26 protein-coding genes and 1 tRNA gene are annotated in these 26,638 nt (G+C 68.6%); 17 read left to right on the top strand and 10 right to left on the bottom strand.

The genetic code is table 11. From position 1 onward, the window contains the following. Window positions 1-1,065 (bottom strand): N-acetyl-gamma-glutamyl-phosphate reductase, encoded by a 1,065-nt coding sequence (argC, locus tag H8F25_RS03795; RefSeq protein WP_197212079.1) that lies wholly within the window; start codon window positions 1,063-1,065, stop codon window positions 1-3. 242 nt (window positions 1,066-1,307) lie between these two features. Here argC and ribBA point away from each other — a divergent pair, with 242 nt between their 5' ends. Then, window positions 1,308-2,879 (top strand): bifunctional 3,4-dihydroxy-2-butanone-4-phosphate synthase/GTP cyclohydrolase II, encoded by a 1,572-nt coding sequence (gene ribBA, locus H8F25_RS03790; RefSeq protein WP_370525871.1) that lies wholly within the window; start codon window positions 1,308-1,310, stop codon window positions 2,877-2,879. A 175-nt stretch (window positions 2,880-3,054) separates the two neighbouring features. On the opposite strand, the gene H8F25_RS03785 is transcribed toward ribBA, so the two are convergent. Beyond that, window positions 3,055-3,495, bottom strand: a complete 441-nt coding sequence (locus tag H8F25_RS03785) for a peptidylprolyl isomerase (protein WP_197212077.1) — start codon at window positions 3,493-3,495, stop codon at window positions 3,055-3,057. Window positions 3,496-3,607: 112 nt separating this feature from the next. Here H8F25_RS03785 and mtnP point away from each other — a divergent pair, with 112 nt between their 5' ends. Beyond that, window positions 3,608-4,543, top strand: a complete 936-nt coding sequence (mtnP, locus tag H8F25_RS03780; RefSeq protein ID WP_197212076.1) for an S-methyl-5'-thioadenosine phosphorylase — start codon at window positions 3,608-3,610, stop codon at window positions 4,541-4,543. Here mtnP and murQ read toward each other — a convergent pair. From murQ to dnaK, 4 genes are read right to left on the bottom strand one after another with little or no spacing between them, the layout of a single operon-like run. Further along, window positions 4,501-5,478: an N-acetylmuramic acid 6-phosphate etherase gene (gene murQ, locus H8F25_RS03775; protein WP_197212075.1), complete on the bottom strand. Its 978-nt coding sequence runs from the start codon at window positions 5,476-5,478 to the stop codon at window positions 4,501-4,503. The genes mtnP and murQ overlap by 43 nt on opposite strands. Beyond that, window positions 5,475-5,933, bottom strand: coding sequence for a DUF3110 domain-containing protein (locus H8F25_RS03770; protein ID WP_231597053.1), 459 nt, complete (start codon window positions 5,931-5,933; stop codon window positions 5,475-5,477). Before H8F25_RS03770 ends, murQ begins: the two co-directional genes overlap by 4 nt. 30 nt (window positions 5,934-5,963) lie before the next feature. Then, entirely contained in the window at window positions 5,964-6,992 is a 1,029-nt protein-coding gene (locus tag H8F25_RS03765; protein WP_197212074.1) for a DnaJ domain-containing protein, read from the bottom strand. A 6-nt stretch (window positions 6,993-6,998) separates the two neighbouring features. Beyond that, window positions 6,999-9,431, bottom strand: a complete 2,433-nt coding sequence (gene dnaK / locus H8F25_RS03760; RefSeq protein WP_231597310.1) for a molecular chaperone DnaK — start codon at window positions 9,429-9,431, stop codon at window positions 6,999-7,001. 283 nt (window positions 9,432-9,714) lie between these two features. On the opposite strand from dnaK, the gene pstC reads away from it, so the two are divergent. From pstC to pstB, 3 genes are read left to right on the top strand one after another with little or no spacing between them, the layout of a single operon-like run. After that, window positions 9,715-10,677: a phosphate ABC transporter permease subunit PstC gene (gene pstC, locus H8F25_RS03755; RefSeq protein ID WP_197213411.1), complete on the top strand. Its 963-nt coding sequence runs from the start codon at window positions 9,715-9,717 to the stop codon at window positions 10,675-10,677. 1 nt (window position 10,678) lies between these two features. Continuing rightward, window positions 10,679-11,596 (top strand): phosphate ABC transporter permease PstA, encoded by a 918-nt coding sequence (gene pstA, locus H8F25_RS03750; protein ID WP_197212073.1) that lies wholly within the window; start codon window positions 10,679-10,681, stop codon window positions 11,594-11,596. Window positions 11,597-11,655: 59 nt separating this feature from the next. Beyond that, entirely contained in the window at window positions 11,656-12,471 is an 816-nt protein-coding gene (gene pstB, locus H8F25_RS03745; RefSeq protein ID WP_197212072.1) for a phosphate ABC transporter ATP-binding protein PstB, read from the top strand. 91 nt (window positions 12,472-12,562) lie between these two features. Here pstB and H8F25_RS17930 read toward each other — a convergent pair whose 3' ends face one another. Then, the gene (locus H8F25_RS17930) at window positions 12,563-12,691 is read right to left on the bottom strand and encodes a hypothetical protein (protein ID WP_255518304.1); all 129 of its coding nucleotides are present in this window, start codon (window positions 12,689-12,691) and stop codon (window positions 12,563-12,565) included. A 197-nt stretch (window positions 12,692-12,888) separates the two neighbouring features. Here H8F25_RS17930 and H8F25_RS03735 point away from each other — a divergent pair, with 197 nt between their 5' ends. Beyond that, the gene (locus H8F25_RS03735) at window positions 12,889-13,092 is read left to right on the top strand and encodes a hypothetical protein (protein ID WP_197212071.1); all 204 of its coding nucleotides are present in this window, start codon (window positions 12,889-12,891) and stop codon (window positions 13,090-13,092) included. Between the two features lie 194 nt (window positions 13,093-13,286). Here H8F25_RS03735 and H8F25_RS03730 read toward each other — a convergent pair. Then, a tRNA-Ser gene (locus H8F25_RS03730) sits at window positions 13,287-13,373 on the bottom strand. 59 nt (window positions 13,374-13,432) lie between these two features. Between H8F25_RS03730 and H8F25_RS03725 the strand changes: the two genes are divergently transcribed. From H8F25_RS03725 to H8F25_RS03710, 4 genes are all read left to right on the top strand, one after another. Further along, window positions 13,433-13,801, top strand: coding sequence for a 2Fe-2S iron-sulfur cluster-binding protein (locus tag H8F25_RS03725; protein ID WP_197212070.1), 369 nt, complete (start codon window positions 13,433-13,435; stop codon window positions 13,799-13,801). 98 nt (window positions 13,802-13,899) lie between these two features. Further along, window positions 13,900-14,811 (top strand): inositol monophosphatase family protein, encoded by a 912-nt coding sequence (locus H8F25_RS03720; protein WP_197212069.1) that lies wholly within the window; start codon window positions 13,900-13,902, stop codon window positions 14,809-14,811. 150 nt (window positions 14,812-14,961) lie between these two features. After that, window positions 14,962-16,137: an ATP phosphoribosyltransferase regulatory subunit gene (locus H8F25_RS03715; protein WP_197212068.1), complete on the top strand. Its 1,176-nt coding sequence runs from the start codon at window positions 14,962-14,964 to the stop codon at window positions 16,135-16,137. Between the two features lie 24 nt (window positions 16,138-16,161). Then, the gene (locus tag H8F25_RS03710) at window positions 16,162-16,386 is read left to right on the top strand and encodes a 4Fe-4S dicluster domain-containing protein (RefSeq protein ID WP_197212067.1); all 225 of its coding nucleotides are present in this window, start codon (window positions 16,162-16,164) and stop codon (window positions 16,384-16,386) included. Window positions 16,387-16,411: 25 nt separating this feature from the next. Here H8F25_RS03710 and H8F25_RS03705 read toward each other — a convergent pair whose 3' ends face one another. Next, window positions 16,412-17,155, bottom strand: coding sequence for a DUF3598 family protein (locus H8F25_RS03705; protein ID WP_197212066.1), 744 nt, complete (start codon window positions 17,153-17,155; stop codon window positions 16,412-16,414). Window positions 17,156-17,286: 131 nt separating this feature from the next. Here H8F25_RS03705 and htpG point away from each other — a divergent pair, with 131 nt between their 5' ends. The 7 genes from htpG (at window position 17,287) to H8F25_RS03670 (ending at window position 24,775) form a co-directional block, all read left to right on the top strand. Further along, window positions 17,287-19,206: a molecular chaperone HtpG gene (gene htpG / locus H8F25_RS03700; RefSeq protein WP_197213409.1), complete on the top strand. Its 1,920-nt coding sequence runs from the start codon at window positions 17,287-17,289 to the stop codon at window positions 19,204-19,206. A gap of 259 nt (window positions 19,207-19,465) precedes the next feature. Next, window positions 19,466-20,758, top strand: coding sequence for an extracellular solute-binding protein (locus tag H8F25_RS03695; protein ID WP_231597051.1), 1,293 nt, complete (start codon window positions 19,466-19,468; stop codon window positions 20,756-20,758). 41 nt (window positions 20,759-20,799) lie between these two features. Beyond that, window positions 20,800-21,714 (top strand): carbohydrate ABC transporter permease, encoded by a 915-nt coding sequence (locus tag H8F25_RS03690; protein ID WP_231597050.1) that lies wholly within the window; start codon window positions 20,800-20,802, stop codon window positions 21,712-21,714. Next, entirely contained in the window at window positions 21,711-22,511 is an 801-nt protein-coding gene (locus tag H8F25_RS03685) for a carbohydrate ABC transporter permease (RefSeq protein ID WP_197212064.1), read from the top strand. The genes H8F25_RS03690 and H8F25_RS03685 overlap by 4 nt, the downstream gene beginning before the upstream one ends. Further along, on the top strand, window positions 22,508-23,539 hold the full coding sequence (locus H8F25_RS03680; RefSeq protein ID WP_231597049.1) for an ABC transporter ATP-binding protein: 1,032 nt from the start codon (window positions 22,508-22,510) through the stop codon (window positions 23,537-23,539). The genes H8F25_RS03685 and H8F25_RS03680 overlap by 4 nt, the downstream gene beginning before the upstream one ends. Before the next feature lie 229 nt (window positions 23,540-23,768). Next, a complete protein-coding gene (rpmB, locus tag H8F25_RS03675; protein WP_197212063.1) occupies window positions 23,769-24,005 on the top strand; it encodes a 50S ribosomal protein L28 in 237 nt (78 codons plus the stop codon). Between the two features lie 173 nt (window positions 24,006-24,178). Then, window positions 24,179-24,775: a peroxiredoxin gene (locus H8F25_RS03670; protein ID WP_370525807.1), complete on the top strand. Its 597-nt coding sequence runs from the start codon at window positions 24,179-24,181 to the stop codon at window positions 24,773-24,775. Between the two features lie 117 nt (window positions 24,776-24,892). Here H8F25_RS03670 and H8F25_RS03665 read toward each other — a convergent pair whose 3' ends face one another. Then, window positions 24,893-26,581: a ShlB/FhaC/HecB family hemolysin secretion/activation protein gene (locus tag H8F25_RS03665; protein WP_197212062.1), complete on the bottom strand. Its 1,689-nt coding sequence runs from the start codon at window positions 26,579-26,581 to the stop codon at window positions 24,893-24,895. Window positions 26,582-26,638 lie beyond the last annotated feature (57 nt).

Here is a 26,638-nt window from a genome sequence, read left to right as displayed (position 1 = left end):
TCAGGGATAGAACGGCAGCAGAGGCAGACCGGTCTCCGCAGGCAGACCCGCCATCAGGTTGAGGCACTGCACCCCCTGCCCGGCCTGGCCCTTGACCAGGTTGTCGATGGCGCTCATCACGATCAGCTGGCCGGTGCGCGTGTCCACCTGAACCGAGAGCAGGGCACGATTGGTGTGGCGGGCCCATTTGGTGGCCGGATAGGTGCCCACCGGCAGCACCTCGACGCAGGGGCTGTGGCGATACGCGGCCCCCAGCAGCACGGTGCAGTCCTCGGCGGTGAGACCGGGGTCACGCAGCCGGGCATAGACCGTGGCCAGCAGTCCCCGCACCATCGGCATCAGGTGGGGGGTGAACTGCACCTGAACCGACTGTCCGGCGGCCTGGCTGGCCAGTTGCTCGATCTCACTGGTGTGACGGTGGCCCACGACGCCGTAGGGCATCACCGACTCGGCCGCCTCGGCCAGCAACAGGTGCTCCTTGGCGGCTCGTCCGCCACCGGAGGTGCCTGTCTTGGCGTCGATCACGATGCCGCCGGTTTCGATCAGGCCCTGCTTCAGGAAGGGGAGCAGGGCCAGCAGGCTGGCGGTGGGGAAGCAGCCCGGAGCGGCCACCAGGCGGGCGGCGGCGATCCGCTCGGCCTGCCACTCCGCCAGGCCATAGACGGCTTCGGCGCAGAGATCGGCATCCGTGCGGCTCAGTTCGCGCGCCTCACTCGCATACACGTCCTGCCACTGGGCCAGGGAGCTGTAGCGATAGTCGGCGGAGAGGTCCACCACCCGCACGCCGCGCTGCAGCAGCTGGGGCACCAGGCGGGCGGCAAGGCCGTTGGGCAGGCTGAGGACCGCCAGATCGGCCTCGGCGGCGATGGCATCGGGATCGGGGCTGCGCACCAGCGGATCGCCGGCCAGAGGGAGAAAGGGAACCAGCTCGCTCCAGCGGCGGCCGCTGCTGCGCTCGCCTCCAAGGAAGGTGACGGTGAAGCCGGGATGGCCCTGCAGCAACCGCAGGGTCTGCAGACCCCCGTATCCACTGGCGCCGATCACGGCGACGCGCTGGCTCGTCATGGCGCGATCGCAGGAAGCAGGGATCGTACCGGGTTCTATAAAAGGTTCCTGAGACCGGACCGACGCCGGCATCCTCTGCCGCGGTTCCCTTGAACCTCCGACCCGACCTCCTTCCCCCTCCCACCTCCGGCATGCCCTCGCCCCTCCCTGCCGAAGCGGGTGACGCTGCCGGCAGCCTGACCCAGGCCGAGTTCCGCTTCGACTCGATCGCCGATGGGCTGGCCGCGATCCGCAACGGCGAGGTGATCGTCGTGGTGGATGACGAAAACCGTGAAAACGAGGGAGATCTGATCTGCGCCGCCCAGTTCGCGACGCCCCAGCAGATCAATTTCATGGCCACCGAAGCCCGCGGCCTGATCTGCCTGGCGATGGAAGGCGAGCGGCTGGATGCGCTCGATCTGCCCCTGATGGTCGATCGCAACACCGACAACAATCAGACCGCCTTCACCGTCAGCGTCGACGCCGGCCCCGAGAACGGGGTGAGCACCGGCATCTCCGCCGAGGACCGGGCGCGCACGATCCAGGTGGCGATCCATCCCGACAGCCGACCCAGCGACCTGCGCCGACCGGGGCACATCTTCCCGCTGCGGGCCAGGGACGGCGGCGTGCTGAAGCGGGCCGGCCACACCGAGGCCGCCATCGATCTGGCGCGGCTGGCGGGCCTCTACCCGGCCGGCGTGATCTGCGAGATCCAGAACGCGGACGGCTCGATGGCGCGGCTGCCACAGCTGGTGGACTACGCCCGGCGGCATGGCCTGAGGCTGATCTCGATCGCCGATCTGATCCGCTACCGGCTTGACACCGAGCGGTTCGTGCGCCGTCAGGCCGAGGCGCGGCTGCCCAGCGCCTTCGGCACCTTCAGGGCGATCGGCTACCGCAACGAACTCGACGGCAGCGAGCACGTGGCGATCGTCAAAGGTCAGCCGGAGTCCGCCAGCGCTCCGGTGCTGGTGCGGGTGCACAGCGAATGCCTCACCGGCGATGCCTTCGGCTCGCTGCGCTGCGACTGCCGGCCGCAGCTGGAGGCGGCGCTGCGCATGATCGAGCGGGCCGGCGAGGGGGTGGTGGTCTACCTGCGCCAGGAGGGCCGTGGCATCGGCCTGGTGAACAAGCTGCGCGCCTACAGCCTCCAGGACGGCGGACTCGACACGGTGGAGGCCAATGAGCGGCTGGGTTTCCCGGCCGATCTGCGCAACTACGGCGTCGGCGCCCAGATCCTCAGCGATCTGGGGGTGCAGCGGCTGCGGCTGATCACCAACAACCCGCGCAAGATCGCCGGCCTCGGCGGCTACGGGCTCGAGGTGGTGGATCGGGTGCCGCTGGTGATGGATCCCGGCCAGCACAACGCCACCTATCTGCAGGCGAAGCGCACCAAGCTGGGCCACCTGATGGAGGAGGAGGCCCATGGCCTCACGGCGGTCGTCGCCTGGAGGGGGGAGGAGGATCCCCATCGGCTCGGGTTGATGCTCGAAACCCTGCAGGCCTGGGCCACAGGCCACGGGCTGCTGCTGGAGGCCGAGAACGACCCCCGGCTGCTGGCCCTGCTGGAACGGCCGGATCTGGCGATCCTGCTGGCTTCACCCCAGGGGCACCCCCTCACGGCCGCCGATCTGGCGGCGACGGTGCAGAGGTTGGCGGAACCCACGGCGACCGGGGCAGTGTCCCTGCTGCTGGCGCCGGATCTGCGCCGTGCGGCCCACCCGAGCTCCAGCCTGGAGCCGGAACGGCGTCCGCTGAGTGAACTGCGGGCTGCGGAGAGCCGCAGCTGCCCGCTGCCGGTGCTGCAGCCCGGGGCGTTCCTCGTCTGGAGCTGAACGGGGCGCCGACCGATGCGGCAACAGCGCCCGACGCGCGGATCAGCGGGGGCAGACTGCGGGCGGCACGATCGCGCGACTGCTAATAAGGCCCGTAGGCATCGCCAGGCGGGCCTGCGGGCTGGATCCCCCATCCAGGCGGGGGAGGGGGCGCCACGGGAGAGGGGGCCGCAGCTCAGGCCTGGATCGACACCTTGTTGATGCGGCTGCCATTGCGCAGCTTGAGCACCACATCCATGTTGTCGGTCTGACCGAACACGGTGTGCTGGCCATCGAGATGGGGCTGGGGCTCGAAGCAGATGTAGAACTGCGAGCCACCGGTGTTACGGCCGGCGTGGGCCATCGCCAGCGTTCCAGCCTTGTGCTTGTTGGGGTTGATCTCGCAGGGGATCGTGTAGCCGGGGCCGCCGGTGCCGGCCATGCCGCGGGCGCCCTCGCGACTGTTGGGGCAGCCGCCCTGGGCCATGAAGCCGGGGATGACACGGTGGAAGGCCAGGCCGTCGTAAAAGCCCTCATTGGCCAGCTTCACGAAGTTGGCGACGGTGCCAGGCGCATCGGCATCGAACAGCGTCAGGGTGATCGTGCCGGCGTCAGTCTCCATCAGGGCCGTGGTCATCGCGTCGGGAGGCGGGGAGTGCGGCAATCCTGCCAGGTGGCCCAGAGGATCGGCATCCGCCCGCCAGGGGCCCTGCGGTAGACAGGGACTCCTTCTCCCCCGTTCCGGCGGCATGGTCAGCGCCACTCCCACGACCCCCGATCTCAGCAACGCCCGGCTCGGGGTTCTGGGCGGCAGCGGCCTCTACGCCATGGAGGGTCTCGAGGACGTGCGCGAGATCGTGGTGGACACCCCCTACGGCTCCCCCTCCGACAGCCTGCGGCTCGGCCGGATCGATGACATCGAGGTGGTGTTCCTGGCCCGCCACGGCCGTCACCACAGCTTCACACCCTCGGACGTGCCGTACCGGGCGAACCTCTGGGCCCTGCGCTCCCTGGGCGTGCGCTGGATCCTGTCGGTGTCGGCGGTCGGTTCGCTGCAGGAGGAGGTGCGCCCGCTGGACATGCTGGTGCCGGATCAGTTCATCGACCGCACCCATCAGCGGCCGCTGAGCTTCTTCGGCGAGGGCCTTGTCGCCCATGTCACCGCCGCTGATCCGTATTGCGGTGTGCTCAGCCGCATCCTGGCCGATGTGGGCGACAGCCTCATGCCGGAAGGGCGCCGGCTGCACCGGGGCGGCACCTACCTCTGCATGGAGGGGCCGGCCTTCTCCACCCGGGCCGAATCACAGCTGTATCGCTCCTGGGGATGTGAGGTGATCGGCATGACCAATCACACCGAAGCCCGCCTGGCCCGCGAGGCGGAGATGGCCTACGCCACCCTGGCGATGGTCACTGACTACGACTGCTGGCATGACGACCATGCCTCGGTGACGGTGGAGATGGTGATCGAGAACCTGAAGGCCAACGCCACCCTGGCCCAGGAGATCGTGCGCATGGCCGCCGGACGGGTGGCGGCCCAGCGGCCGCGCAGCAGCGCCCATCACGCCCTGCGTCATGCTCTGATGACGCCACCCGAGGCGGTGCCGGCGGAGACCCGCCGCCGCACCGAACTGTTCACAGGCCCCTATTGGGGGGCAGCCCCTGCGGCGGAGGCCGGCGCCAGCTGAGCGCTCAGCGCCTCCAGCACCTGGCGCAGACCGGGGCCATGGCGCTCCATGGCCTCGCGTGCCGCCTTGGGCTCCAGACCTGTAGCTGCCATGAGCAGCGCCAGACGCACGGAGCCCTCGCTGAGCGCCAGCAGCCGCTGCCCCTCCTCGCGGCTGACGCCGGCGAGGTCGGCCAGGATGCGCAGAGCGCGGTCCTCGAGCTTGCTGTTGCTGACCGAGACGTCGATCATGCGGTTGCCATACACCTTGCCCAGCCGCACCATCACGCCGGTGGACAGGATGTTCAGGGCCAGCTTGGTGGCGGTGCCGGCCTTCAGGCGTGTCGAGCCGGTGAGCAGCTCCGGGCCGGTGAGAAGCCGGATGTCGATGTCACAGGGCATGGCCACCTGGTCGGCGGGCACGCAGGCCATGGCGATGGCCAGCGCCCCGATCGAGCGCGCATGGCGCAGGCCCCCATGCACATAGGGCGTGGTGCCGCCGGCGGCAATGCCCACCAGACAGTCGGCGCTGCTGAAGCCCCGTTCCTCCAGATCACCGCGTCCGGCGTGCTCGAGATCCTCGAGCCCCTCGGAGCTGCGCAGCAGCGCCGGTGCGCCGCCGGCGAGCACCCCCTGCACAAGCTCCGGCGGGGTGCAGAAGGTGGGCGGGCACTCGGCCGCATCCAGCACCCCGAGACGGCCGGAGGTGCCGGCTCCCAGGTAGAAGAGGCGGCCGCCGCGGCTGAGGCGCTCGCTGATGGCATCGACGGCGTCAGCCAGCGCGGACGAGGCCCCCTCCAGGGCGCGCACGCAGTCCAGGTCGTTCTGACAGAACAGCGAGACGAGTTCGGGCGTTGGCAGGCAATCGAGTTCGCCGCTGCGGGGATGGGGCTGCTCGGTGAGCAGGTGACCGCGGCTGACAAGCGGCCGGGGCTCTGAGGGGTTGGACTGACTCACAGCAGACCCTCGAGGCGACGACGGAAGGCTTCCAGTTCGGGATCGGAACCACCGGACGCCTCGTCATCCTCCAACTGGGAGGGGCTGGCGGCGCCGTCGGCGGGATCGCCGCTCACCTGTTCCTGCCAGGTGCTGACATCCATGTTGCGTTCAGGCGGCGCGATCAGCAGCCGGTCCTCATCGCTGCGGGGATGGAAGCCGGCGGGCACGAAGCGGGCCTCGTAGCCGGCCTCGGTGCAGAACTGCTCCAGCTCGCGGCGGTCCAGGGCCTCGACGCTGGGCACCGGGAAGTCCTGGGCTTCCAGCAGGCCGGCATAGCGCTCAGCGTCATCGGGATCCTCGAACAGCAGCACCACGGTGCGGCCGCCCAGCTCGAGCGAATGGATGCCCTCCTGATCACCGCCGGCATCGAACAGCAGCACATGCACCCGCTCCTGGGGCTCTCTGAGACTCACGACAACACTCCCTGGCGCTGGGCCAGTGTCTCATTCCTCGCCGGTCGCGCCACACCGCTCCAGTTCCAGCTCCCGCAGACGGCGGTAGAGGGCCAGCTCGGCATCGCCGGCCTGCTCATCAACGGCGATGCGCACCTCGACGAGCTGGTCACCGTGGCGTTCGCCGAGGCGCTGGCCACGGCCCCGCAGGCGCAGCAGGCGGCCGCTGGAGGATCCGGGTGGTACGCGCAGGCGCACCGGACCCTCCAGGGTGGGGACCACCACCTGGGTGCCCAGAACGGCCTCGGCCGGCGTGAGATCCAGTGGATAGAGCACCCGCAGACCGTCGATGCGCAGGCCCTCGGAGGTGCGCACCCGCAGCTGCAGAAAGTGATCACCGCCTCCGGGAGCCACGCCGGCGAGGCGCAGCCGCCAGCCGTCGCCGGCCAGCGGGGGCGTGCGCACCTCCACGAGCGTGCCGTCGGGGAGCTCCAGCTCGACCCGCTCCCCATGCAGGGCCTGCTCGGGAGTGAGCTCCACCAGGCTCTCCTGATCGCCCGCGGCCTGAACCGGCGGCGGCGAGGGAGGTGCGGTGGCGACCCAGCCACGCGTTTCGCTGGTGGGCGGCTCGCCGTGCTCCGGCTGACGCTGCGGCCGCCCCGGATCGACAGGGGACTCCTGGGCCGGCTCGTCACTCCGCCGGCCTGCAGGCCTGGACGGCTCGCCCCAGTCGCGATCAGCCCTGGCGGAGCGGCCACCATCCAGCTCCGCGAGATAGTCCTCGAAGTCGGGGAAGCCGCTGGCGAACGGATCGGGGGGTTCGCCGCCGGAGAGATCCTCACCCCGCTCCCAGGCGCGGCGACGCACCGGGTCGGAGAGCACGGCATAGGCCTCGTTGACCTGCTTGAAGCGCTCCTCGGCGACCGGGTCGTTGCCGTTGAGATCCGGATGCCAGCGCCGGGCCTGCTCCCGGAAGGCTCGCTTGAGAGCGACCGCGTCGGCCCCGGGTGAGAGGCCGAGGATCTGCCAGTGATCCTGGGCGGCGGCGCCGGGGGGATCCTGGGGAAAGGAGCGACTCACCGTGAATCAGACGTCGCGCCAGGGATCATCGTCGTAGCCCCGCGAGCGATCCGGTTCGGCGTCCCGGGCTGCCGGAACCGGAGGGCGACGGAGCGGCTCGCGGCCCCGCTCGTCCCGTTCGGCGGGCCATGCGGCGGAGGGTGGGTCCTGGCGCCACGGCTGCTGCCGCGCCTGGGAGTCGGCTCGCCAGCCGCCCTCGGAGTCGGCATCGCTCCAGGGCTCGCGGTCGGCATCGGGGCTGCGGCGCGGCTCGCGGCGGGCGGGGACGTCACCGCGCTCCTCGCGCTCCCAGCCGGATTGCGGCTCAGCGCTCCAGCGGGCCGCCGGGCGCTCATCGCTGAGACGCTCGCCGCCCCGATCAACCCCGAAACGCTCCCGGACAGGTTCTTCGAATCGGCTGTCGAAGCGATCGTCGAAGCGAGCCGTCTCGAAGCGGTCGGGACCGAAGCGCGGCTCACTCAAGCGGGAACCGAAGCGTTCGTCGCCGCGATCGCGCGGAGAGGCCCAGGGATCGGAGCGACTGTCGCGGTTCCAGTCATCCCAGTCGTCATCGTCGGAGAACAGCTCGTCCTTGAGGGATCCCAGCGTGTTCTTCAGACCCTGCAGCGGCCCGGATTCGGCCCGGCGCTCCTGCAGCAGTCTGCGGTTGAGGCCGAACAGTGATTCCTGCAGCTGCGAGACCGCCAGTTCCAGCTCGGCATCGTCCTCGCGCGCCAGCAGATCCTGAACATCGCGCACCGCCAGCTCGACGGCCCGCTGCTGGCGCTCTGCCCCATAGGGGCCCAGCTCCAGCGCGGCGTCACGCAGGCGCCGCTCCGCCTGCGTGATCAGGGTCTGGGCGCGGTTGCGGCGATCGATCGCGGTCCGTTTGCGGCGGTCTTCAGCGGCCTTCGCCTCGGCCTCGGCCAGCAGGGCCTCGATCTCCTGCTCACTGAGGTTGGAACCACCCTGAATCGAGACACTCTGCTGCCGGCCTGTGGTGCGGTCGGTGGCCGAGACCTGCAGCAGACCGTTGGCGTCGATGTCGAACGACACCTGCACCTGGGGCACGCCGCGGGGAGCGGGCGGGATGCCGGAGAGCCGGAATCGCCCCAGCGACTTGTTGCCCTCGGCCATCTGGCGCTCCCCCTGGAGCACATGAATCTCCACCGAGTTCTGATTCGCCTCGGAGGTGCTGAACAGATCGCTCTTGCGCACCGGAATCGGCGTATTGCGCGGGATCAGCACCTTCATCACGCCACCGATCGTCTCCAGCCCCAGCGACAGGGGCGTGACGTCGTTGAGCATCAGATCGCGCAGCTCACCGGTGAGGATGCCGGCCTGCACGGCGGCCCCGATCGCCACCACCTCATCGGGGTTCACCGACTGGCAGGGCTCGCGGGGGATCAGCGTTCGCACCATCTCCTGCACCATCGGCATGCGGGTGGAGCCACCCACCAGCACCACGTCGTCGATGTCATCGGCGGCCAAGGAGGCATCGCGCAGGGCCCGCTGGACGGGTCGGAGAAGACGATCGAGCAGATCGGGGCAGAGCCCCTCGAAGGTGCGCCGCTCGAGGGTGGTCTCGATGTGCAGCGGCCCCTCCGGGCCGGTGGCGATGAACGGCAACGAGATCGGCGTGCTCTGCACTCCCGAGAGTTCGATCTTGGCCTTCTCAGCGGCCTCGGTGAGACGCTGCAATGCCTGGCGATCACGGCGCAGATCGATGGCGTGTTCGGCCTGGAAGGCATCGGCCAGCCAGTCGACGATGCGCCGATCCCAGTCATTGCCACCCAGTTGGGTGTCGCCGCTGGTGGCCTTCACGTCGAACACGCCATTGGCGATGCGCAGCACCGAGACGTCGAACGTGCCGCCGCCCAGGTCGAACACCAGCACCCGCTTCACCGTGCTGCGGTCGAAGCCGTAGGCCAGGGCAGCGGCAGTGGGTTCGTTGAGGATGCGCTCGACGCTGATGCCCGCAAGGCGTCCGGCGTCGCGGGTCGCCTGGCGCTGGGCGTCATTGAAATAGGCCGGCACGGTGATCACCGCCGCCTCCACCGGCTCCCCCAGATAGGTGGAGGCGTCGTCCACCAGCTTGCGCAGGATGCTGGCGACCAGCTCCTCCGGTGCATATTCCCGCTCGGTGGCCGGACAGACGACACGCACGTTGCCCTGGTCGTTGGCACGGATTGTGTAGGGAACCGCCAGGCTGCCTTCCTCCAGTTCGTCCCAGCTGCGGCCGACGTAGCGCTTGAGGTTGGCGAAGCTGTTGCGGGGGTTGAGCACCAGCTGGCGCCGCGCCAGCTGGCCGACCAGCAGTTCCTTGTCACGGTTGAAGCCGATCACGGAGGGGGTCGTGCGACCACCCTCGGCACTGGCGATCACCTGGGGACGGCCCCCCTCGAGCACCGCCACCACCGAATTGGTGGTGCCCAGATCGATCCCGACGATCCGGCCCAGCCCAGCGTCACCAGGCTGCGACGCGGTCGCGGCGGCATCACGGCCCCGCTCGCGGCCCGGATCCCTGGAAGCGTTCAGTCCGGCGCTCCTCGCCATGCAGTCCTTCGTTCGAGCCCAGGCTACCGAGCCCCAACGACACAAGCTGGAGCCGGGGCTTCCCACGGCTCCTGACCGGCACGGGGAGAGCGGGGTGGCAAGCGTTAAACGGGGTTTAATCGCCGCCGTCCTCAGGCTTCGTACAGTCCGATCGACTCCACAGCGAGCTCTCCCCGCCGCAGATTCCATGACCGTCACCCCAGGAACGGGCAGGGAGCAACTGTTCAGCCGCAGGCGCAGACCTGCCGGCGAACGGATGCTGGACATCGTCTTCCGGCAATTGACTCTCGCCCTGGCGGCGGTGGTGGCGATCGTCCTGCTGGCGATCTTCCTCACCCTGATCCAGGGATCCCACGAGGCCATCGCCAGCTTCGGCCTCCGCTTCCTCACCACCTCGGCCTGGGACCCGGTGAATGAGAGCTACGGGGCCTTCGTCGCCATCTATGGAACGTTGGTGAGTTCCCTCCTGGCCCTGCTGATCGCGGTGCCGCTCGGTGTCGGTACAGCCCTGTTCATCACGGAAGATCTCATTCCGATGCAACTCAGGGAATTGATCGGCCTGATGGTGGAGCTCCTGGCGGCGATTCCCTCCGTCGTGCTCGGACTGTGGGCCATCTTCGTGATGGAACCCGCCATCCGACCGGTTCTCCAGCTGCTGCATGCCGTGCTCGGCTGGTTGCCCCTGTTCTCCACCACTCCGATGGGGCCGGGCATGGCTCCGGCGATTCTCATTCTGGTGGTGATGATCCTGCCGATCATCACGGCCATCTCCCGCGATGCGCTGCGCCAGGTGCCGGTGGAGCTCCGCCAGGGGGCCTATGGGGTGGGAACGACCCGCTGGGGGGCCATCTTCGCCGTGATCCTGCCGGCGGCCATCTCGTCGATCATCGGCGGCGTGATGCTGGCCTTGGGACGGGCGATGGGCGAAACGATGGCGGTGACCATGATCATCGGCAATTCGCTCAATTTCAGCTTTTCCCTGCTGGCCCCCGGGAACACCATCGCCTCGATGCTGGCCAATCAGTTCGGCGAGGCCGATGGCATCCAGGTTTCAGCGCTGATGTATGCGGCGCTGATCCTGATGGTTCTCACATTCTCGGTGAATGTTCTGGCCCAGTGGGTCGTCCGGCGCCTGAGCCTGAAGTACTGACATGGACCCCACCAATCTCGCCTCAGCCAGCGCCAGTTCCGGACTCTTCGAGCGGCGTCCGCTTCAGTTCGATCCAGCTCTGAGGCGCAACCGCGTCAACAAGCTGCTCACCAGCGTTTCGGCCCTGTTTGCGGCCATCGCGGTCCTGCCGCTGGTCCTGGTGCTGTTGTATGTGCTCCTTCAGGGGGGACGCCTGCTCAGTCTGCGGCTTTTCCTGGAGCTGCCCCCGGCTCCGGGCCTGAGTGGCGGCGGCATCGGCAACGCGGTCCTGGGGACGATCCTGGTGACGCTTCTCGCCACTCTGATCACAGTGCCTGTCGGCATCGGCGGTGGCGTCTATCTCTCCGAATACGCGGGCAAGGGCTGGTTCGGTCAGTTCGTGGGATTTGCCAATGACGTGCTGGCCGGTGTGCCCTCCATCATCAGCGGCGTCTTCATCTACGGGATGATCGTCGCCACCCGCCTGTTCTTTGGTCAGAGCTACAGCGCCCTGGCCGGGGGTGTGGCCCTTTCGGTGCTGATGCTTCCCACCGTCATCAAGACCACCTACGAGGGCCTCAAGCTGGTGCCCAACGACCTGCGGCTTGGCGCCTACGGGGTCGGGGCCTCGCGCTTCGTCACCATCACGCGGGTGGTGATTCCAGCAGCGCTCACGCCGATCTCCACAGGAGTCGTGCTGGCGATCGCCCGGGCGGCGGGGGAAACGGCGCCACTGATCTTCACGGCCCTGTTCTCCCCCTTCTGGCCCGATGGGGTGTTCAACCCGATCGCGACCCTGTCGGTGCTGATCTTCAACTTCGCGATCATGCCCTATGAGGCCCAGAACGAACTGGCCTGGGCGGCCTCCTTCGTCCTGGTTGTCATGATTCTGATCGCCAATCTGCTGTCTCGTTGGATCAGCCACGTCTCCCGGAGCTGAGCCCTCCGGAGCCACGATTCCTCCAACGCCCGGTCTTCCTTCTCTCCTTTTCTACAGTCATGACCTCCACCCTCGCCAGCCCGGCCAGCGTCAGCACCAGCACCTGCATGGCGCTGGAGAACGTGACGATCTCCTACGGCAGCTTTGAAGCGGTGCGCAATGTCTTCATGAACATTCCGTACGGGAAGGTCACCGCCTTCATCGGCCCCTCCGGCTGCGGCAAATCCACGGTGTTGCGCGCCCTGAACCGGATGAACGACCTGATTCCGGGCTGCCACCTGAAGGGCAAGGTGGTGTTTGAAGGTCAGGACCTCTATCACCCCCGCGTCGATCCGGTGGAGGTGCGGCGTCGCATCGGCATGGTGTTTCAGAAGCCGAACCCGTTCCCGAAGAGCATCTACGAGAACATCGCCTTCGGTGCCCGGATCAATGGCTACCGCGGTGACATGGATGAACTCGTCGAGCGCTCCCTGCGCAAGGCGGCGGTGTGGGATGAATGCAAGGACAAACTGCAGGACAGCGGCCTGGCCCTCTCCGGCGGCCAGCAACAACGCCTCTGCATCGCCCGCGCCATCGCCACCGAGCCGGATGTGATTCTGATGGACGAGCCCTGCTCAGCCCTCGATCCGATCTCCACCCTGAAGATCGAGGAGACGATGCATGAACTCAAGCGCAACTACACGATCATCATCGTCACCCACAACATGCAGCAGGCCGTGCGCGTGGCTGACATGACGGCCTTCTTCAACGCCGAGGCCGTGGAAGGCGGTAGCGGCAAGGTGGGCTATCTGGTGGAGTACAGCGAAACCGAGAAGATCTTCAATGCCCCCGGCCAGCAAGCCACCCAGGACTACGTGAGCGGCCGCTTCGGCTGAATCGGTAACCAGCCGCGCTGATCCAGCAGGGAAGACGTCCTCGACAGAACAGCCCACGCGCGGAAGGCGTGGGACAGGCGCCCACAGGGGATCAGCGGATGCGTTGCTGGGTGGCGGAGGCTCGCTCCACTTCGAGCAGATCTTCCACCAGGATGAGCAGGGAGACACCCATCAGAGCCAGCGCCATGCCGCGCTGCGTGTCGTCGGCTCTCTCGAGCATGCGCGCTGTCTGCAGGTGCTGCGGCCAGCTCAAGCGCATGAGGAGAGAAAAGAATCCTTGATGAGCATCCTAGGAAATCCTGATCAGCGCGAGCGTCGTTACAAGTTGAAACACTGACGGGGTGGTGCTTCGGTAGCGGCTGTCACATCTGATCAGGAATGGCTCGATAACTTGCCGGCAGTGAATGGAGCAGAAGCATGCCAGCCCCGATGGAACTCACCACCGGCCAGAAGTTCGAAATCGAGCGCCTCAGCCGCGCCATCGATGCCACGGCCGATCCGGAGGAACTGCGGCAGGTGGCCAAGCAGCTGCTGCGTGCCTGGCATACCCAGAAAGCAGCCACCAACTGGTTCATCCGCCAGCAGGTGGAGGCACCGTTCTTCAGGCCCACTGCCCCATGAGGCGGCAACAGAAGCGCCGCCAGACGCATGGTTGAGGCCATGTGATCAATCTGCGATTGTCGCCAGCAAGCACACGGAAACAGGTGTGTTCGCTTTCTTGATCACGGAGCTGCCTGCCATGGGGGAATCAGTCGAATCCGCCATACCTTCAGCATTTCTGCCCATAAAAAAACCGGCCCGAAGGCCGGTGACAGCGGAGAGGGAGGGATTCGAACCCTCGATAGAGTTGCCCCTATACAGCATTTCCAGTGCTGCGCCTTCGACCACTCGGCCACCTCTCCAGCGGCAAAAAGGGGCAAGTGCGAATGTAGCAGGGGACCAGCCCCACCTCCTCGGCCCGATGACCCGCACCTTTCCGATCACCGTTCACTGGCGCCAGGCCGGCCGGGTGATCCAGCACCACGTCCCGGAAGGGGAGTACATCCTGCGCAGCTTCGAGCAGCAGGGGGATCCCCTGCCCTTCAGCTGCCGCAACGGCTGCTGCACCGCCTGTGCGGTGCGGGTGCTGGAGGGAACGATCGATCAGAGCGAGGCCCTGGGCCTGTCGCGCGAGCTGCGGGCCAAGGGATACGGCCTGCTGTGCGTAGCCCGGGCCGACGGCCCCCTGGTGGTGGAGACCCAGGACGAGGACGAGGTCTACGAGCTCCAGTTCGGGCGGCATTTCGGCCGCGGTGCGGTGCGCCCCGGCCTGCCCCTGGACGACGAATAGGCGTCGCGATGGCGGGGCCCGCTTCACGGCCTGCGCCCCTGACCCGAGATGCTGGGAGCGATCACCGACAGCCAAGTGCAGGCACGCCTGCAGAGCCGATGAGCACCCCTGATCTGGAGGCCCTGAGCCTCACCGGCCGCTCCCAGCGCGGCAGCGGCCTGAGCGCGGCCGAGGTGGCCGAGCTGGCCCTCACGGCACGCCTGGCGGCCGAGGCCGGCGGCCGGGCCCTGGAAGGCCACTTCGGTCGCCTGGAACGGATCCGCGAAAAGGGGCGGGCCGGCGATCTGGTCACCGAAGCCGACGAGGCCGCCGAGGCGGCGGTGCTCGCGGTACTGGCCGAGCGCAGCCCTGGCGTGGGCGTGCTCGCCGAAGAGAGTGGTCGCCGTGCCGGCTCTGGCGATCTGGAGTGGTGCGTCGATCCCCTGGATGGCACCACCAACTTCGCCCACAGCTTCCCGTTCTTCGCCACCTCGGTGGGTCTCACCTGGCGTGGGCTGCCGCTGCTGGGGGCTCTGGCGGTGCCGGCCCTGCGCCAGTTCTTCTGGGCGGCACCCGGGCATGGCGCCTGGTGCAACGACACCCCGATGCAGGTCAGCGGTGCGGAGCAGTTGGGCGATTCGCTGCTCGCCACCGGCTTCGCCTACGACCGTCACGGGCGACTGGACAACAACTACGCCGAATTCGCCTGGTTCACGCATCGTACCCGCGGCGTGCGCCGGCCGGGCGCTGCGGCGGTGGATCTGGCCTACGTGGCCTCCGGCCAGCTGGACGGCTACTGGGAGCGGGGCCTGTCGCCGTGGGATCTGGCCGCCGGCGTCGCCCTGGTGGAGCTGGCCGGTGGCGTGGTCTGCAGCTACGAGGGCGGCCCCCTCGAGATCAGCAGCGGCCGCCTGATCGCCTGCAGCCCGGGCCTGCTGCAGGCGCTGATGCAGGGCCTGGCCTCCTGCCGCCCCCTGCCCGGCGCCTGCTACGGCGCCCCGGAACTGGATGAGGCTGCCGCTGGGGGCTGAGCCAGACCGTCGGGGCGTGGGATGGCTCAGCAAGCACCACCATCAGGGACTCCGCAACGATCCCGGCTGCTCCACCAGGCCGGCGACACATTTCCGCCACCGGGGCGATCCATAGGATCAACAGGTTTCCGAGCGCCCCGCCACCCCTTCATGGCCCTGCAACCCGCCGCCGGCGCCCGCGACCGCAACCCCTGGGAGGTGGACAGCAACCGTCGGCTGCGCGCTCAGCTGGCCGAGGTGTACCGCCTGTGGGGCTATCAGGAGGTGGATCCCCCGACGATCGAGCGACTGGACACGCTCGAAGCCGGCGGCGCCATCGCCGGCAGGGAGGTGGTGCGCCTGGCGGCCGATGAACCGCTGGGCCTGCGGCCCGAACTGACCGCCTCGATCGCCCGCGCCGCCTGCACCCGCCTGGCGGATCGCCCCCGGCCGCTGCGGCTGTGGGCCGATGGCGTCACCTTCCGCAGCTCCGTCGCCGAAGGCGATGGCCAGCGGCTGCATGAGGCGATCCAGAGCGGCGTGGAACTGCTGGGCGAACCCTCGGCCGCCGCCGATCGTGAGCTGATGCAGCTGCTGCTGGCGGCCACCGCCACCCTGGGCCTGCGGCCCGAGCATCAGCCCACCCTGCTGGTGGGCCACCACGGCCTGCTCGATGCCCTGCTGGAGCCGCTGCCGGAGGCGCAGCGCAGCGTCACCCGCCGGGCTCTCACCGACTTCGATCCTCTCGCTCTGGCCCAGCTGCCCCTGCCTGAAGAGCAACGCCAGCGGCTGACGGCCCTGCTCACCCTGCGGGGCGAACCCGCCTCCGTTCTGGCCGAACTGGAGCAATGGATCGGCCGGGTTCCCTTGCTCGAGAGCCTGGCCGCCACCCTGGCCGCGGTGGCACCGGCGGCCGAGCGGCAAGGGGTGCGCCTGCAGCTCGACCCCACCTTCCAGCCCCACTTCGATCTCTATGACGGCCTGGTGCTGAAACTCGTCTGCCAGGGCGCCGACGCCCCGGTGGCGATCGCCAGTGGCGGCCGCTACGACGGGCTGGTGCGCCGCTTCAGCGCCGATCCGGATCAGGCGGCGGGCACCGGCTTCGGCTTCGCGATCGAGGCGATCCGCGACCTGCTGCAGCAGCACGCTCCCCAGAGCCAGGCGCCGGCCCCCTGGCTGGTGGCGTCGGGCAAGGGCGATCTGGAGGCGGTGCTGGGCCGCATGGCGGAGCTGCATCAGGCGGGCGAGGCGGCCGAGCTGCATGGCCGGCCCTGCAACAGCGAGGCCGAGGCCGAGCAGCTGGCGCTGCTGCGCGGCTGCCGGGGGGCGATCTGGCTGGCTGGCTAGGCTCAGCGCCGCTTTCTTCCGGCCATGGCCCACACAATCCTCACCGACGTCTGCGAGGGCGTGGCCGATTGCGTCGATGCCTGCCCGGTGGCCTGCATCCATCCCGGACAGGGCGCCAACAGCAAGGGCACGGCCTTCTACTGGATCGACTTCGACACCTGCATCGACTGCGGCATCTGCCTGCAGGTGTGCCCGGTGGAGGGGGCGATCGTGCCCGAGGAGAAGCCCGAGCTGCAGCGCCGCGGCTGAAGAACTGGCCTCAGCTGAGCTGGCCTCAGCGGCTGAGGATCTCGTGGGTGGCGGATAGCCAGGCGCCGCTGCCGTCGTAGCGGCGGATCAGGCGCTCCAGCCGGTTCGGACCGGTCAACCAGCCGCCTTCGGTGGTGAAGGCCTGGCGGTGGCTCACCTGCTCCGGCCAGGACACGTAACCGCCATCGGGCAGCCACTGGAAGGCCGCCAGCTGCTCGGGGCCGAACGACAGCTCGACCGTGGTGTGATCCGGCTCGGGCCAGTCGGCCGTGATCGTGGCGCTGCTGCCCCTCCAGGTTCCCTGCAGCTGTTCTGGCGTCAGCGGCGGGCACTCCTGGGCGGCGCTGCCCTGCCGGAATTCGCGGATCAGCACCAACTGGTCGCGGGCGCCGTCCTCGCCGTAGAGCAGCACCAGGCGGTGACGGCGGTCGCCGTGGAGGAAACCGAATTCGCCGCCGAACACGGTGCTCGGCGCCAGCTGCAGCGAGCCCTTGCAGAAGGTGCCCGTCTCGAAGAACACCACCTGGCGGCCGAGACTGCGGTACTCCTGGCCCATGTCGCTGCTGGGAGCGGCGCCCCGGTCGCCCCCCTCGAAGCGCTGCAGGCCGAAGCGCACCATCGTGACCGCCCCGGTGGCGTCGGTCTCACCGGCGGCCAGAGTCAGCAGCGAAGGCGTGTCCTTCAGCACCGCCCCGGAGGGGCTGATCCCGGTGAAGGAGCCGCGCCACACGCCAAGGTTCTGCAGAAAGTTCTGCCACTGACTGGCCATGGACGCAAGCGCTGGGAGGGCCGCGATCCTATGGAGATCCGCTTGCGGGTCGGTTTCCTGCCCATCGCGGCGCTTGGCAAGCCCGGCGGCGCCGGGAGAGTCTGGAGGCCTTGTCCACCAGGCGTGAAACGGTGCTGCAGACGGAACAGGGTCAGATCCAGATCCATACCGAGAACATCTTCCCGATCATCAAGAAGGCCGTCTACAGCGGCCACGAGGTGTTCCTGCGCGAGCTGGTCAGCAACAGCGTCGATGCGATCAGCAAGCGGCGCATGGCCGCCATGGCCGGCGACTGCAGCGAAGGGCCCGAGGGCAAGGTGTCGATCCGCATCGACCGCGAAGCGAAGACGCTGACCATCTCCGACAACGGCATCGGCATGAACGCCGAGGAGGTGAAGCGCTACATCAACCAGGTTGCCTTCTCCAGCGCCGAGGACTTCCTGGAGAAGTACAAGAGCGAGAGCGACGCGATCATCGGCCACTTCGGCCTGGGCTTCTACTCCAGCTTCATGGTGGCGAAGCAGGTGGAGCTGGTGACCCTCTCGGCCCGGGGCGGCAGCGAGGCGGTGCGCTGGAGCTGCGATGGGTCGCCCAGCTTCACTCTGGAGGCGGCCGAGCGCTCCGAGCCCGGCACCGATGTGATCCTGCACCTGATGGAGGAGGAGCTCGAGTACATCGAACCCGCCCGCATCCGCACGCTGATCACCACCTACTGCGACTTCCTGCCGGTGGAGGTGCAGCTGGAGGGCGAGACGGTCAACAAGCGCGAATCGCCCTGGAAAAAGAGTCCGCGTGATCTGAGCGACAACGACTACATCGAGCTGTATCGCTACCTGTATCCGTTCCAGGGCGACCCGCTGCTGTGGGTGCATCTGAACACCGACTATCCCTACACCCTGCAGGGCATCCTCTACTTCCCCAAATCCACAGGGAGGGCCGACTGGGAGAAGGGCGAGATCAAGCTCTACTGCAACAACGTCTTCGTCAGCGATTCGATCAAGGAGGTGGTGCCCCGCTACCTGCTGCCGCTGCGTGGCGTCATCGATTCGCCTGACATCCCGCTCAACGTCAGCCGCTCGGCGCTGCAGACCGACCGGCGCGTGCGCTCGATCGGCGGCTTCGTCGCCAAGAAGGTGGGCGACCGGCTCAAGGAGCTGCAGCGCGACGATCCGAAGCGCTATGCCGAGATCTGGGAATCGCTGGCTCCTTTCATCAAGATCGGCGCCATGGAGGACGACAAGTTCGCCGATCAGGTGGCGGAACTGGTGCTGTTCGGCACGACTGCCGCTGCCACGCAGGATGAGCCCGCCGAAGGCCAGAGCCTCGATCCCATTCCCGGCCCCGAGGGCAAGGCCTTCACCACCCTGTCCGGCTACCGCTCGCGTCTGGAGGCCGGCAACGACAAGCGCATCCTCTACTGCACCGATGAGGCGGCCCAGGCCGGAGCGCTGGCGCTGTGGAAGAGCCAGGGCGCCGAGGTGCTGCTGGCCGACACCTTCATCGACACCCAGTTCATCCCCTGGCTGGAGCAGCGCCATGAGGAGCTGAAGTTCCAGCGGGTCGACAGCGAACTGGACGACTCGCTGCAGGAGCAGGAGAGCGAGCTGGCCGACGCCGACGGCAAGGATGCCTCCGAGAAGCTGCGCGAGCTGTTCAGGAAGGCTCTCGACAACGACAAGGTGACCCTGCAGGTGCAGGCGCTCAAGGGCGACAACGCCCCGGCGGCGCTGATCCTTCTGCCGGAGCAGATGCGCCGCTTCAACGACCTCGACGCGCTGATGCAGCAGAAGCTGCCGGGCCTGCCCGATCACCACGTGCTGCTGATCAACCGCCGCCATCCCCTGGTGGCCGGTCTGCAGAAGCTGTCAGCCGGCGCGATCCTCACCACGGGCGCCGCCGAATCGCCCAGCGAACAGCTGGCCGGCGATCTGAGCCGCCACCTCTACGACCTGGCCCGCCTGGCCGTGGGCGGCCTGGAGCCCAACGAGCTGGCCGGCTTCCAGCAGCGCAGCAGCGACCTGATGGGACGCCTGATGGAGAAGCTGGCCTGAACCTGCTGAGCAATCGCGTCGGGCCTGTATGGGCTCCGTGAAGCCCCGGGCCTGAGGTGATTGCCGTCGGGAGCCGGGGTTCCTAGGATCAGTGTCCGCGCGGCACCCCATCGATGGTCGCCCTCGACGCCCGCACGATCAGCCCGGTTCCCTCCGCCCGCCTGCACCTGGCCCCACGGTCTGACGGTCTCTGGTTCACCGCATGTTGAGACCGCACCCGGGCTCCGCGACGAGGGGTCTGCGTCTGGGCACACCGCCCTTGGCCGTTCTGCTGGGTGTGCTGCTCAGCCTGGCCCTGGCCTTCCTGCCGGGTGCCCTGCTTCCCTCGGCCCTGCGCGCCCCGCCGCAGGCTCCCCCCATAACGGTGCGGGTGCTGATGCCCTCACCGTTCGTCGATGCCACGGCGCCGCTGGTGGCGGCCTTCAACCACGAGCACCGCGATCTGCGCATCGAGGTGGCGCGCGGGCCGCTCGACACCGAGGCGATGTCTGATCTGGCGATCGGCAGCCTGCTGCTGGGCTCCACCCCCTACGACCTGCTGCTGATGGATGTCAGCTGGACAGCCCGCTACGTGGCCGCCGGCTGGCTGACGCCCCTGGAGGATCTGCTGGGCGACGACGCGCTTGACGCGATGGTGCCAGGAGCGCGGCTCGGCAACGGCTTCGGCGGCCATCTGTGGCGCATGCCGCTCACCGGCGACACGGGGCTGCTCTACTGGCGCACCGATCTGATGGATCAGCCGCCCCGCACCACCGAGGAGCTCGAGCGGATCGCGCGACGGCTGCAGCAGGAGGGCAAGGTGCGCTGGGGCTACGTCTGGCAGGGGCGCCAGTACGAGGGCCTGAGCTGCGTGATGCTCGAAGCCATCCACGCCTTCGGCGGCCGCTGGTGGCAGCCGGGCGAGGGGCGCGCGGGCGGGCACACCGAACTCGATGGCGCCGGGGCCGTGCGGGCCGCCGCCTGGCTGGACTCGCTGGTGCGCACCGGCGTCAGCCCCGCCGCGGTGGCCAACTTCGCGGAGAACGAAGCGCTGCAGCTGTTCGCCGCCGGTGATGCCGCCTTCCTGCGCAACTGGCCCTACGCCTGGCGCGAGATCGAGAAGGGGGGCGGTCCGGTGGTCGGCAAGGTCGGTGTCAGTCCGGTGATCAGCGCCCCGGGCGAGCGCAGCGGCGGCACGCTCGGAACCTGGGGCCTGTCGCTGCTTAAGGGCAGCGCCCATCCGCAGCAGGCCGCCGAGGTGATCCGCTGGTTCACCGGCCCCGAAACCCAGAAGGCGCTGGTGCTCGATCAGGGCTACGCCCCCACCTGGGCCGCTCTCTATGACGATCCCGACCTGCAGCGCCGCCATCCGCTGCTGGACGTGCAGCGCCAGGCCCTGGAGCAGGGGCCGCTGGTACGGCCGCTGACGCCCCTCTATGCCCAGCTCAGTGATCTGCTGCAACGCCAGGTGAACGGCATGCTCACCGATCCGCGTCCCGCCGCCACGGCCATGGCGACGGCCCAGGGCCAGAGCGAAGTCCTGCTGGCCTCGGCCGCGGGGGAGGCTCCATGAACCGGCCGACCTCCCGATCCACGCTCTCCCAGGCAGCCGGCATGCCGGAACCCGTCCGGGGAGCGCGGCTTACGCAGGGGCCTCTGGCTCTGGCGCTGCTGATGCTGCCGGCACTGCTGCTGCTCGCGGCGGTCTACCTGTGGCCGCTGCTGCAGGTGAGCTGGCTCAGCGGCCAGGCGAGCTCGGTGCTCACCGGCCTTCAGGCGATCCCCAACGGCGGCGCCAACTGGCGCCGCCTGCTCGGCGATGCCCGCTTCTGGAATGACGCCGCCTTCACGCTGCGCTTCGCCGCCGTCTCGATGGCGCTGGAGCTGGCCCTCGGCCTGGCGATCGCCCTGCTGCTGCACCGCCCCGGTCGCGGGCGCGGCGCACTCCGCGCAGCGGTGCTGCTGCCCTGGGCCCTCCCGGGCACCGTGCTTGCCCTGGGCTGGCGCTGGATCTTCAACGATCCCTACGGCCCGCTCAACACCGTGATCCAGGCCCTCGGGCTGCCCCCCTACGGCTTCCTCACCACGCCCAGCACCACCTGGCTGTTCGTGGTGCTGGCCGATGTCTGGAAGACCACGCCCTTCGTGGCATTGCTTCTGCTGGCCGGCCTTCAGTCGATCCCGCCCGAGCTGGAGGAGAGCCTGCGGCTGGAGGGCGCCAGCAACCTTCAGATCCTGCGGCGGCTGACCCTGCCCCTGCTCACACCCTGGATGGCCCTGGCGCTCCTGTTCCGACTGGCACAGGCCCTGGGCCTGTTTGATCTGGTGCAGGTTCTCAGCCGCGGCGGCCCCGCCGGCAGCACCGAGAGCCTGGCGCTCTATGCCTATCTGCAGGCGATGCGCTTCCTCGATTTCGGCTACAGCGCCACCCTGGTGCTGGCCACCTTCCTGCTGCTCAGTGCGCTCACCCTGGCGGGCTGGCTGCTGTGGCGCCTGAGCCTGAGCCGACTGATGGAGGCCGGGCGATGAGAGCCCTGCTGCTGGCCTGGACCATGGCACCACTGGTGTGGCAGCTCTACAGCTCGCTCGTCACCCCCGAGGCCCTGGTCGATCCCGGTGCCGTGGCACCAGGGGCGTTCTGGACCCTGGAGAACTACCGCCAGCTCCTGCAGGCTGATCCACCCATCTGGCGCTACCTGCTGAACAGCACGATCGTGGGGGCCGGCACCACGGCGCTCACCCTGACGCTGGCGGTGCCCTGCGCCTACGCCCTGCAGCGTCTGCGCGGTGGCCTGCGCTGGCTCGCGACCCTGGCCCTGCTGGCGGCCGCGATCTTCCCGACCGTGCTGCTGTTCCTGGCCCTGCTGCAGCTGGCCCGCGCCCTGGGCTTCGGCAATCAGCTTCTGGCATTGTGCCTGCCCTACACGGGCCTGTCGCTGCCGCTGGCGGTGCTGCTCCTGCGAGCCGCCTTCGCCGATCTGCCTCCGGAGCTGGAGGATGCGGCACGGCTCGAGGGGCTCAATCTGATGGCACGGCTGCGGCACGTGCTGCTGCCTCTGCTCGCACCGGCGATGGGCAGTACCGCCATCCTGGTGTTCCTGGGCAGCTGGAATGAATATCCGATCGCCCTCACCTGGATCAGTCGCCCCGAACTGCTGACCCTGCCCCCGGCGATCGCCCGCATCGCCGGCTCGTCGCTGTTCACGGTGCCCTACGGGGCGTTTGCGGCGGCCACCGTGCTCGGCAGCCTGCCGCTGCTGCTGCTGGTGCTGCTGTTCCAGCGCGCCATCGTGAGCGGGCTCACCCAGGGAGCGATCAAGGGATGAACCCACTGCCGACAATGGATGCAGCACAGGAGCGGCCAGGACTGCGGCTCGACGCCGTGAGCCGGCGGCTGGGGGAACGCTGCCTGCTCGATGCGCTCAGCCTGTCGGTAGGGGCCGGTGAATGCCTGGCGCTGCTCGGGCCGAGCGGCTGCGGCAAGACCACCACCCTGCGCCTGCTGGCGGGTCTCGATCCGGTGAGCAGCGGTCGCATCCTGCTCGGCGGCCAGGACATCACCGACCAGCCGGGCGGACAGCGGCAGGTGGCGATGGTGTTTCAGAGCTACGCCCTGTATCCCCACCTGAGCGTGCACGGCAACCTCAGCCTCGGCCTGCGCATCCGGGGCGTGCCGCTGCGGGAACGGGAACAGCGGATCGCATCCGTGCTGGAGCTGCTGCAGCTGAGCGACCTGCAGCAGCGCCGCCCCGCCCAGCTCTCGGGCGGCCAGCGCCAGCGGGTGGCCCTGGCCCGGGCCCTGCTGCGCCAGCCCCGCCTGGTGCTGCTCGATGAACCGATGAGCAACCTCGACGCCCAGCTGCGCGAGGAGCTGCGCCCGGAGCTGCGGCGGCTGCTCTGCGGCGGCGAACCGCCGGTGATCTACGTCACCCACGACCAGCAGGAGGCGATGGGGATGGCCGACCGCATCGCCCTGCTGCGCGATGGCCGCCTGCAGCAGCTCGGCACCGCCCGCGAGCTCTATGCGAAGCCCGCCAATCGCTTCGTGGCCGGCTTCCTGGGGCGGCCGGCGATCAACCTGCTGCCGCCGGAGGGGGGCCGGCAGCTGGGGCTGCGGCCGGAGCATCTGCGGCCGGTGAACGAGGGCGGCCTGCCGGCGCGGCTGCAGCGGCGCGAATGGTGGGGATCGCAGCAGCTGCTCTGGCTGGAGACGCCCCGAGGCGAGCTGCGCATGCTGCTCGGTGCCCAGATTGAACTGGGCGAGGGGCTTCAGGTGGGCTGGAACCTGGACGATGAACTGTGGTTCGATGCCGCAGGCGGCGAACGCCTCGACGCCGTTCAGGCCGGCGGCTGAGAGCCGGGGCCGCCGGCAGGAACGGGGCGGCTGAGCGTCGTGAGCGTTCCAATCGCCAGGAGCGTCCGCTGCAACAGCAGGAGCCTCAACTCAGGCCTGAACAGTGGTTTGGTAAGTTTGTTGCCTGTGGGTCATTTCCAGGCGAAGGCTGTTCCAGACCAAATCCTGTTTCCAGACCAAACCCTGACCCGCACACGTCTTCACCTCTGCCCTTCGCACCGCATCCGTCATGTCCCGGGTCTGCCAGCTCACCGGCAAGCGCGCCAACAACGGCATGGCCGTCAGCCACTCACACGTGCGCACCAAGAAACTGCAGCAGGTGAATCTGCAGGAGCGCCGTCTGTGGTGGGCCGAGGGCAACCGATTCGTCCGCCTGCGCGTCTCCACCAAGGCTCTGCGCACCATCCAGAAGAAGGGCCTCGGCGCCTACGCCCGTGAGCTCGGTGTCGATCTGAGCCGCATCTGAAGAGGGCAATCGGCATCCGCCGTCAGTTCCCGCTCACCTGCGCCCGGGACTGATCCGCCATCCCCGCCCGTGATCGCCGGAGTGCTCCCCGGTCCCGGGCGGCGATCAGTCTGTGAACCACATGGGCGCCCAGACCGCGCCAGGCTTGCCGCCGTCTGTCGCCGTTCCGCCCCGTGTCCCTCAGCCGTCGCCAGCTGCTGTCCGCCTTCGCGTTCGGCCTGGGCGCCCTGACGCTCCGTCCAGGCCGCGCCCTGGCCATCGGGGGCACCCTGCCGGCTCTCGATGCCGCCGCCCCTGACTTCAGCCTTGATGGCGTGGCGCCCGCTGCCGCGATCGGGAGGCGCTCCGACAGCCCGGCCGAGCCAAGTCCCACCCACCTGTCCCTGGAGGACTTCCGCGGACAGTGGCTGGCGCTGTACTTCTATCCGCGCGACTTCACCAGTGGCTGCACGCTCGAGGCGCGCGGCTTCCAGCGTGCCCTGGCCGACTACCAGAACGCCGGAGCAGCGGTGGTGGGCATCAGCGCCGACGGCCCCGAGGACCATGCGGCCTTCTGCAACAGCGAGGGGCTGGCCTATCCGCTGCTCTCCGATCCCGGCGGTGAGGTGAGCCGCCGCTACGGCTCCTGGCTGGCGCCCTTCTCGCAGCGCCACACCTTCCTGATCGATCCGGACGGCGTGCTGCGGGCCGCCTGGACGGCCGTGCGCCCAGCAGGCCATGCCAACGAGGTGTTCGCCGAGCTGCAGCGGTTGCAGACGGCCAGCGCCTGAGGCAGTGCCCGGCCCAATCAGAGGGAGATGGCTATCTGCAACGCCCTCGCCTGAACCCCACCGAGTCTCCGGTGCGAGGCAGCCACGCGGTTTGAGGCTCCGGCAACAGGCAGAAAGTCAGAACCGATATTGAACCTTTCCGTACAGGCCACTGCCCAGGAGCCAATCCTGCCAGACGCCGAGGTTGTTGTTCACCTCGAACTGCTCCACCCAGCCCAGTTCCAGGGACCAGTGATTGCCGGAGAGCCAACGGACCAGAACACCGCCTGAGCCCACGGTGTCCGTGATGGTGAGATCAGGAAAGGAGGTGCTGATGCCACCGGCCCCGAAGAACGGCACGACCTGCAGAACATTCGCACCCTTCTGCCAGAAGGAGTGAACAACCTCCGCCGTGCCCAACCAACCATTGTCTCCACTGACGAGCTGGCCGGGCAGACCGCGCAGACCGACATCGGAACCGATGCTGAACTGCATCGGAGAAGTGAGCTGACGGAAGGCCACCTGACCTGCACCACGCACATTCAACTGCCAACGCGGAGCGAACGCCCAGCCCACCGACAGAATGCCCCCCATTGCGGTGGACTGGCCAGGATCAATCCCAACCTGGGCCAGCTCCCTGCGCTGGTTCTCAGGAGTGGCAGCTGAGACCCCCTGCAGCAGGTAGACGTTGCCACTCCAACCGGCCCTGTTGGCTATGCTGCTGGCCGACAAGCCGAACCGCAGGTAACCGCTGGAGGGTGCACGGGTGACCTCCGGCAGGATGTCCGGCAGGGCGCGGTCGTTTAAATAGGTGTTGCTGCGGTTGCCGCTGTAGGCGGCGAACACGCTCCAGCGATCCCGCAGTGTTTCACGGAAGACCCATTCCAGCTGGCCGAGGCCCTGGTACTGGCTGGTGGAGAAGCCGTCGCTCGGTGATGGCAGCTCCACCAGATTGCGGCGGCTGTAGCCGAAGGCTCCCGTGAGTGAGACGGTATCCGTGAAGGGAAAGGAATAGCTGAGCGAGCTGATCAGCGCACCGAAATCGGCGTTATCACTGGCGTTCGCCTCCCCGTATAGAAGCAGGGTGTCACCACGCCTGAGCACACTCTGACGGGCCAGGCTGGCGACACCGCGGAACTCACCGGAGCCGTTGCTGCCGTCATTGCGGGCCGACAGTTCGCCGTTCCAGTCCGGGACTCCCGGACTCACCCGCACCCGGAGCACCGCCTGACTGGGGTCACTGCCGAGACGCGTCAGGTTACCGCGCACCTCGGCGAGCTCGGGTCTGCGGCGAAGCAGCTGCAGATCGCGTTCGACCTTGGAAACGCGCAGCACACTGCCACGCAGGGGGGAGAGCAACCGACTCACCCGTCGGTTCAGCCAAGTATCGGGCCCCTCCACCCGCAGCTCGACGATGCGTCCCTCCACGACATCCAGCACCCCTGGTGCTGGTGTTGAACTGGTGTAGACACGCGTGTTGAGATAACCATCAGCCTCAAGGCGTGCCTTGAGAGCAGCGGCGCAAGCGTTGAGACGCTCAGCCGGATCGGCGATGGTGCGACATCTCTCCAGAATGCTGATGAGGATTTCAGGCGAATAGACCGTCAGCCCCCTGACCTGAGGCAGTCCTTGCCGCGTCACTCCCGGCTCAGCAGCCGGAGGTTCCACAGGCTCTGCGGGAGGCGGGGCAACCTCGACGTCGAGCGGCGGTGGCGTCGGCTGGGATGCCGGCCGCCGCTCCCCCGCATCGGGTCCCGGCAGGCGCACCGGACTGTTCTGAAGCGGCGGTGCCACCAGCTGGGCCATTAGGGGGAGGAGGGCCAGCACCGGGTTCAGGCAATGGATGGCGGCATTATGCAGGTGCAACAAATTGGAATGGTCGGA

It is taken from the genome of Synechococcus sp. CBW1004 (assembly GCF_015840715.1).
Classification (GTDB): Bacteria; Cyanobacteriota; Cyanobacteriia; order PCC-6307; family Cyanobiaceae; genus Cyanobium.
Note: the sequence above shows the minus strand (reverse complement) of the source record. Positions and strands in the feature narration are given on the sequence as shown.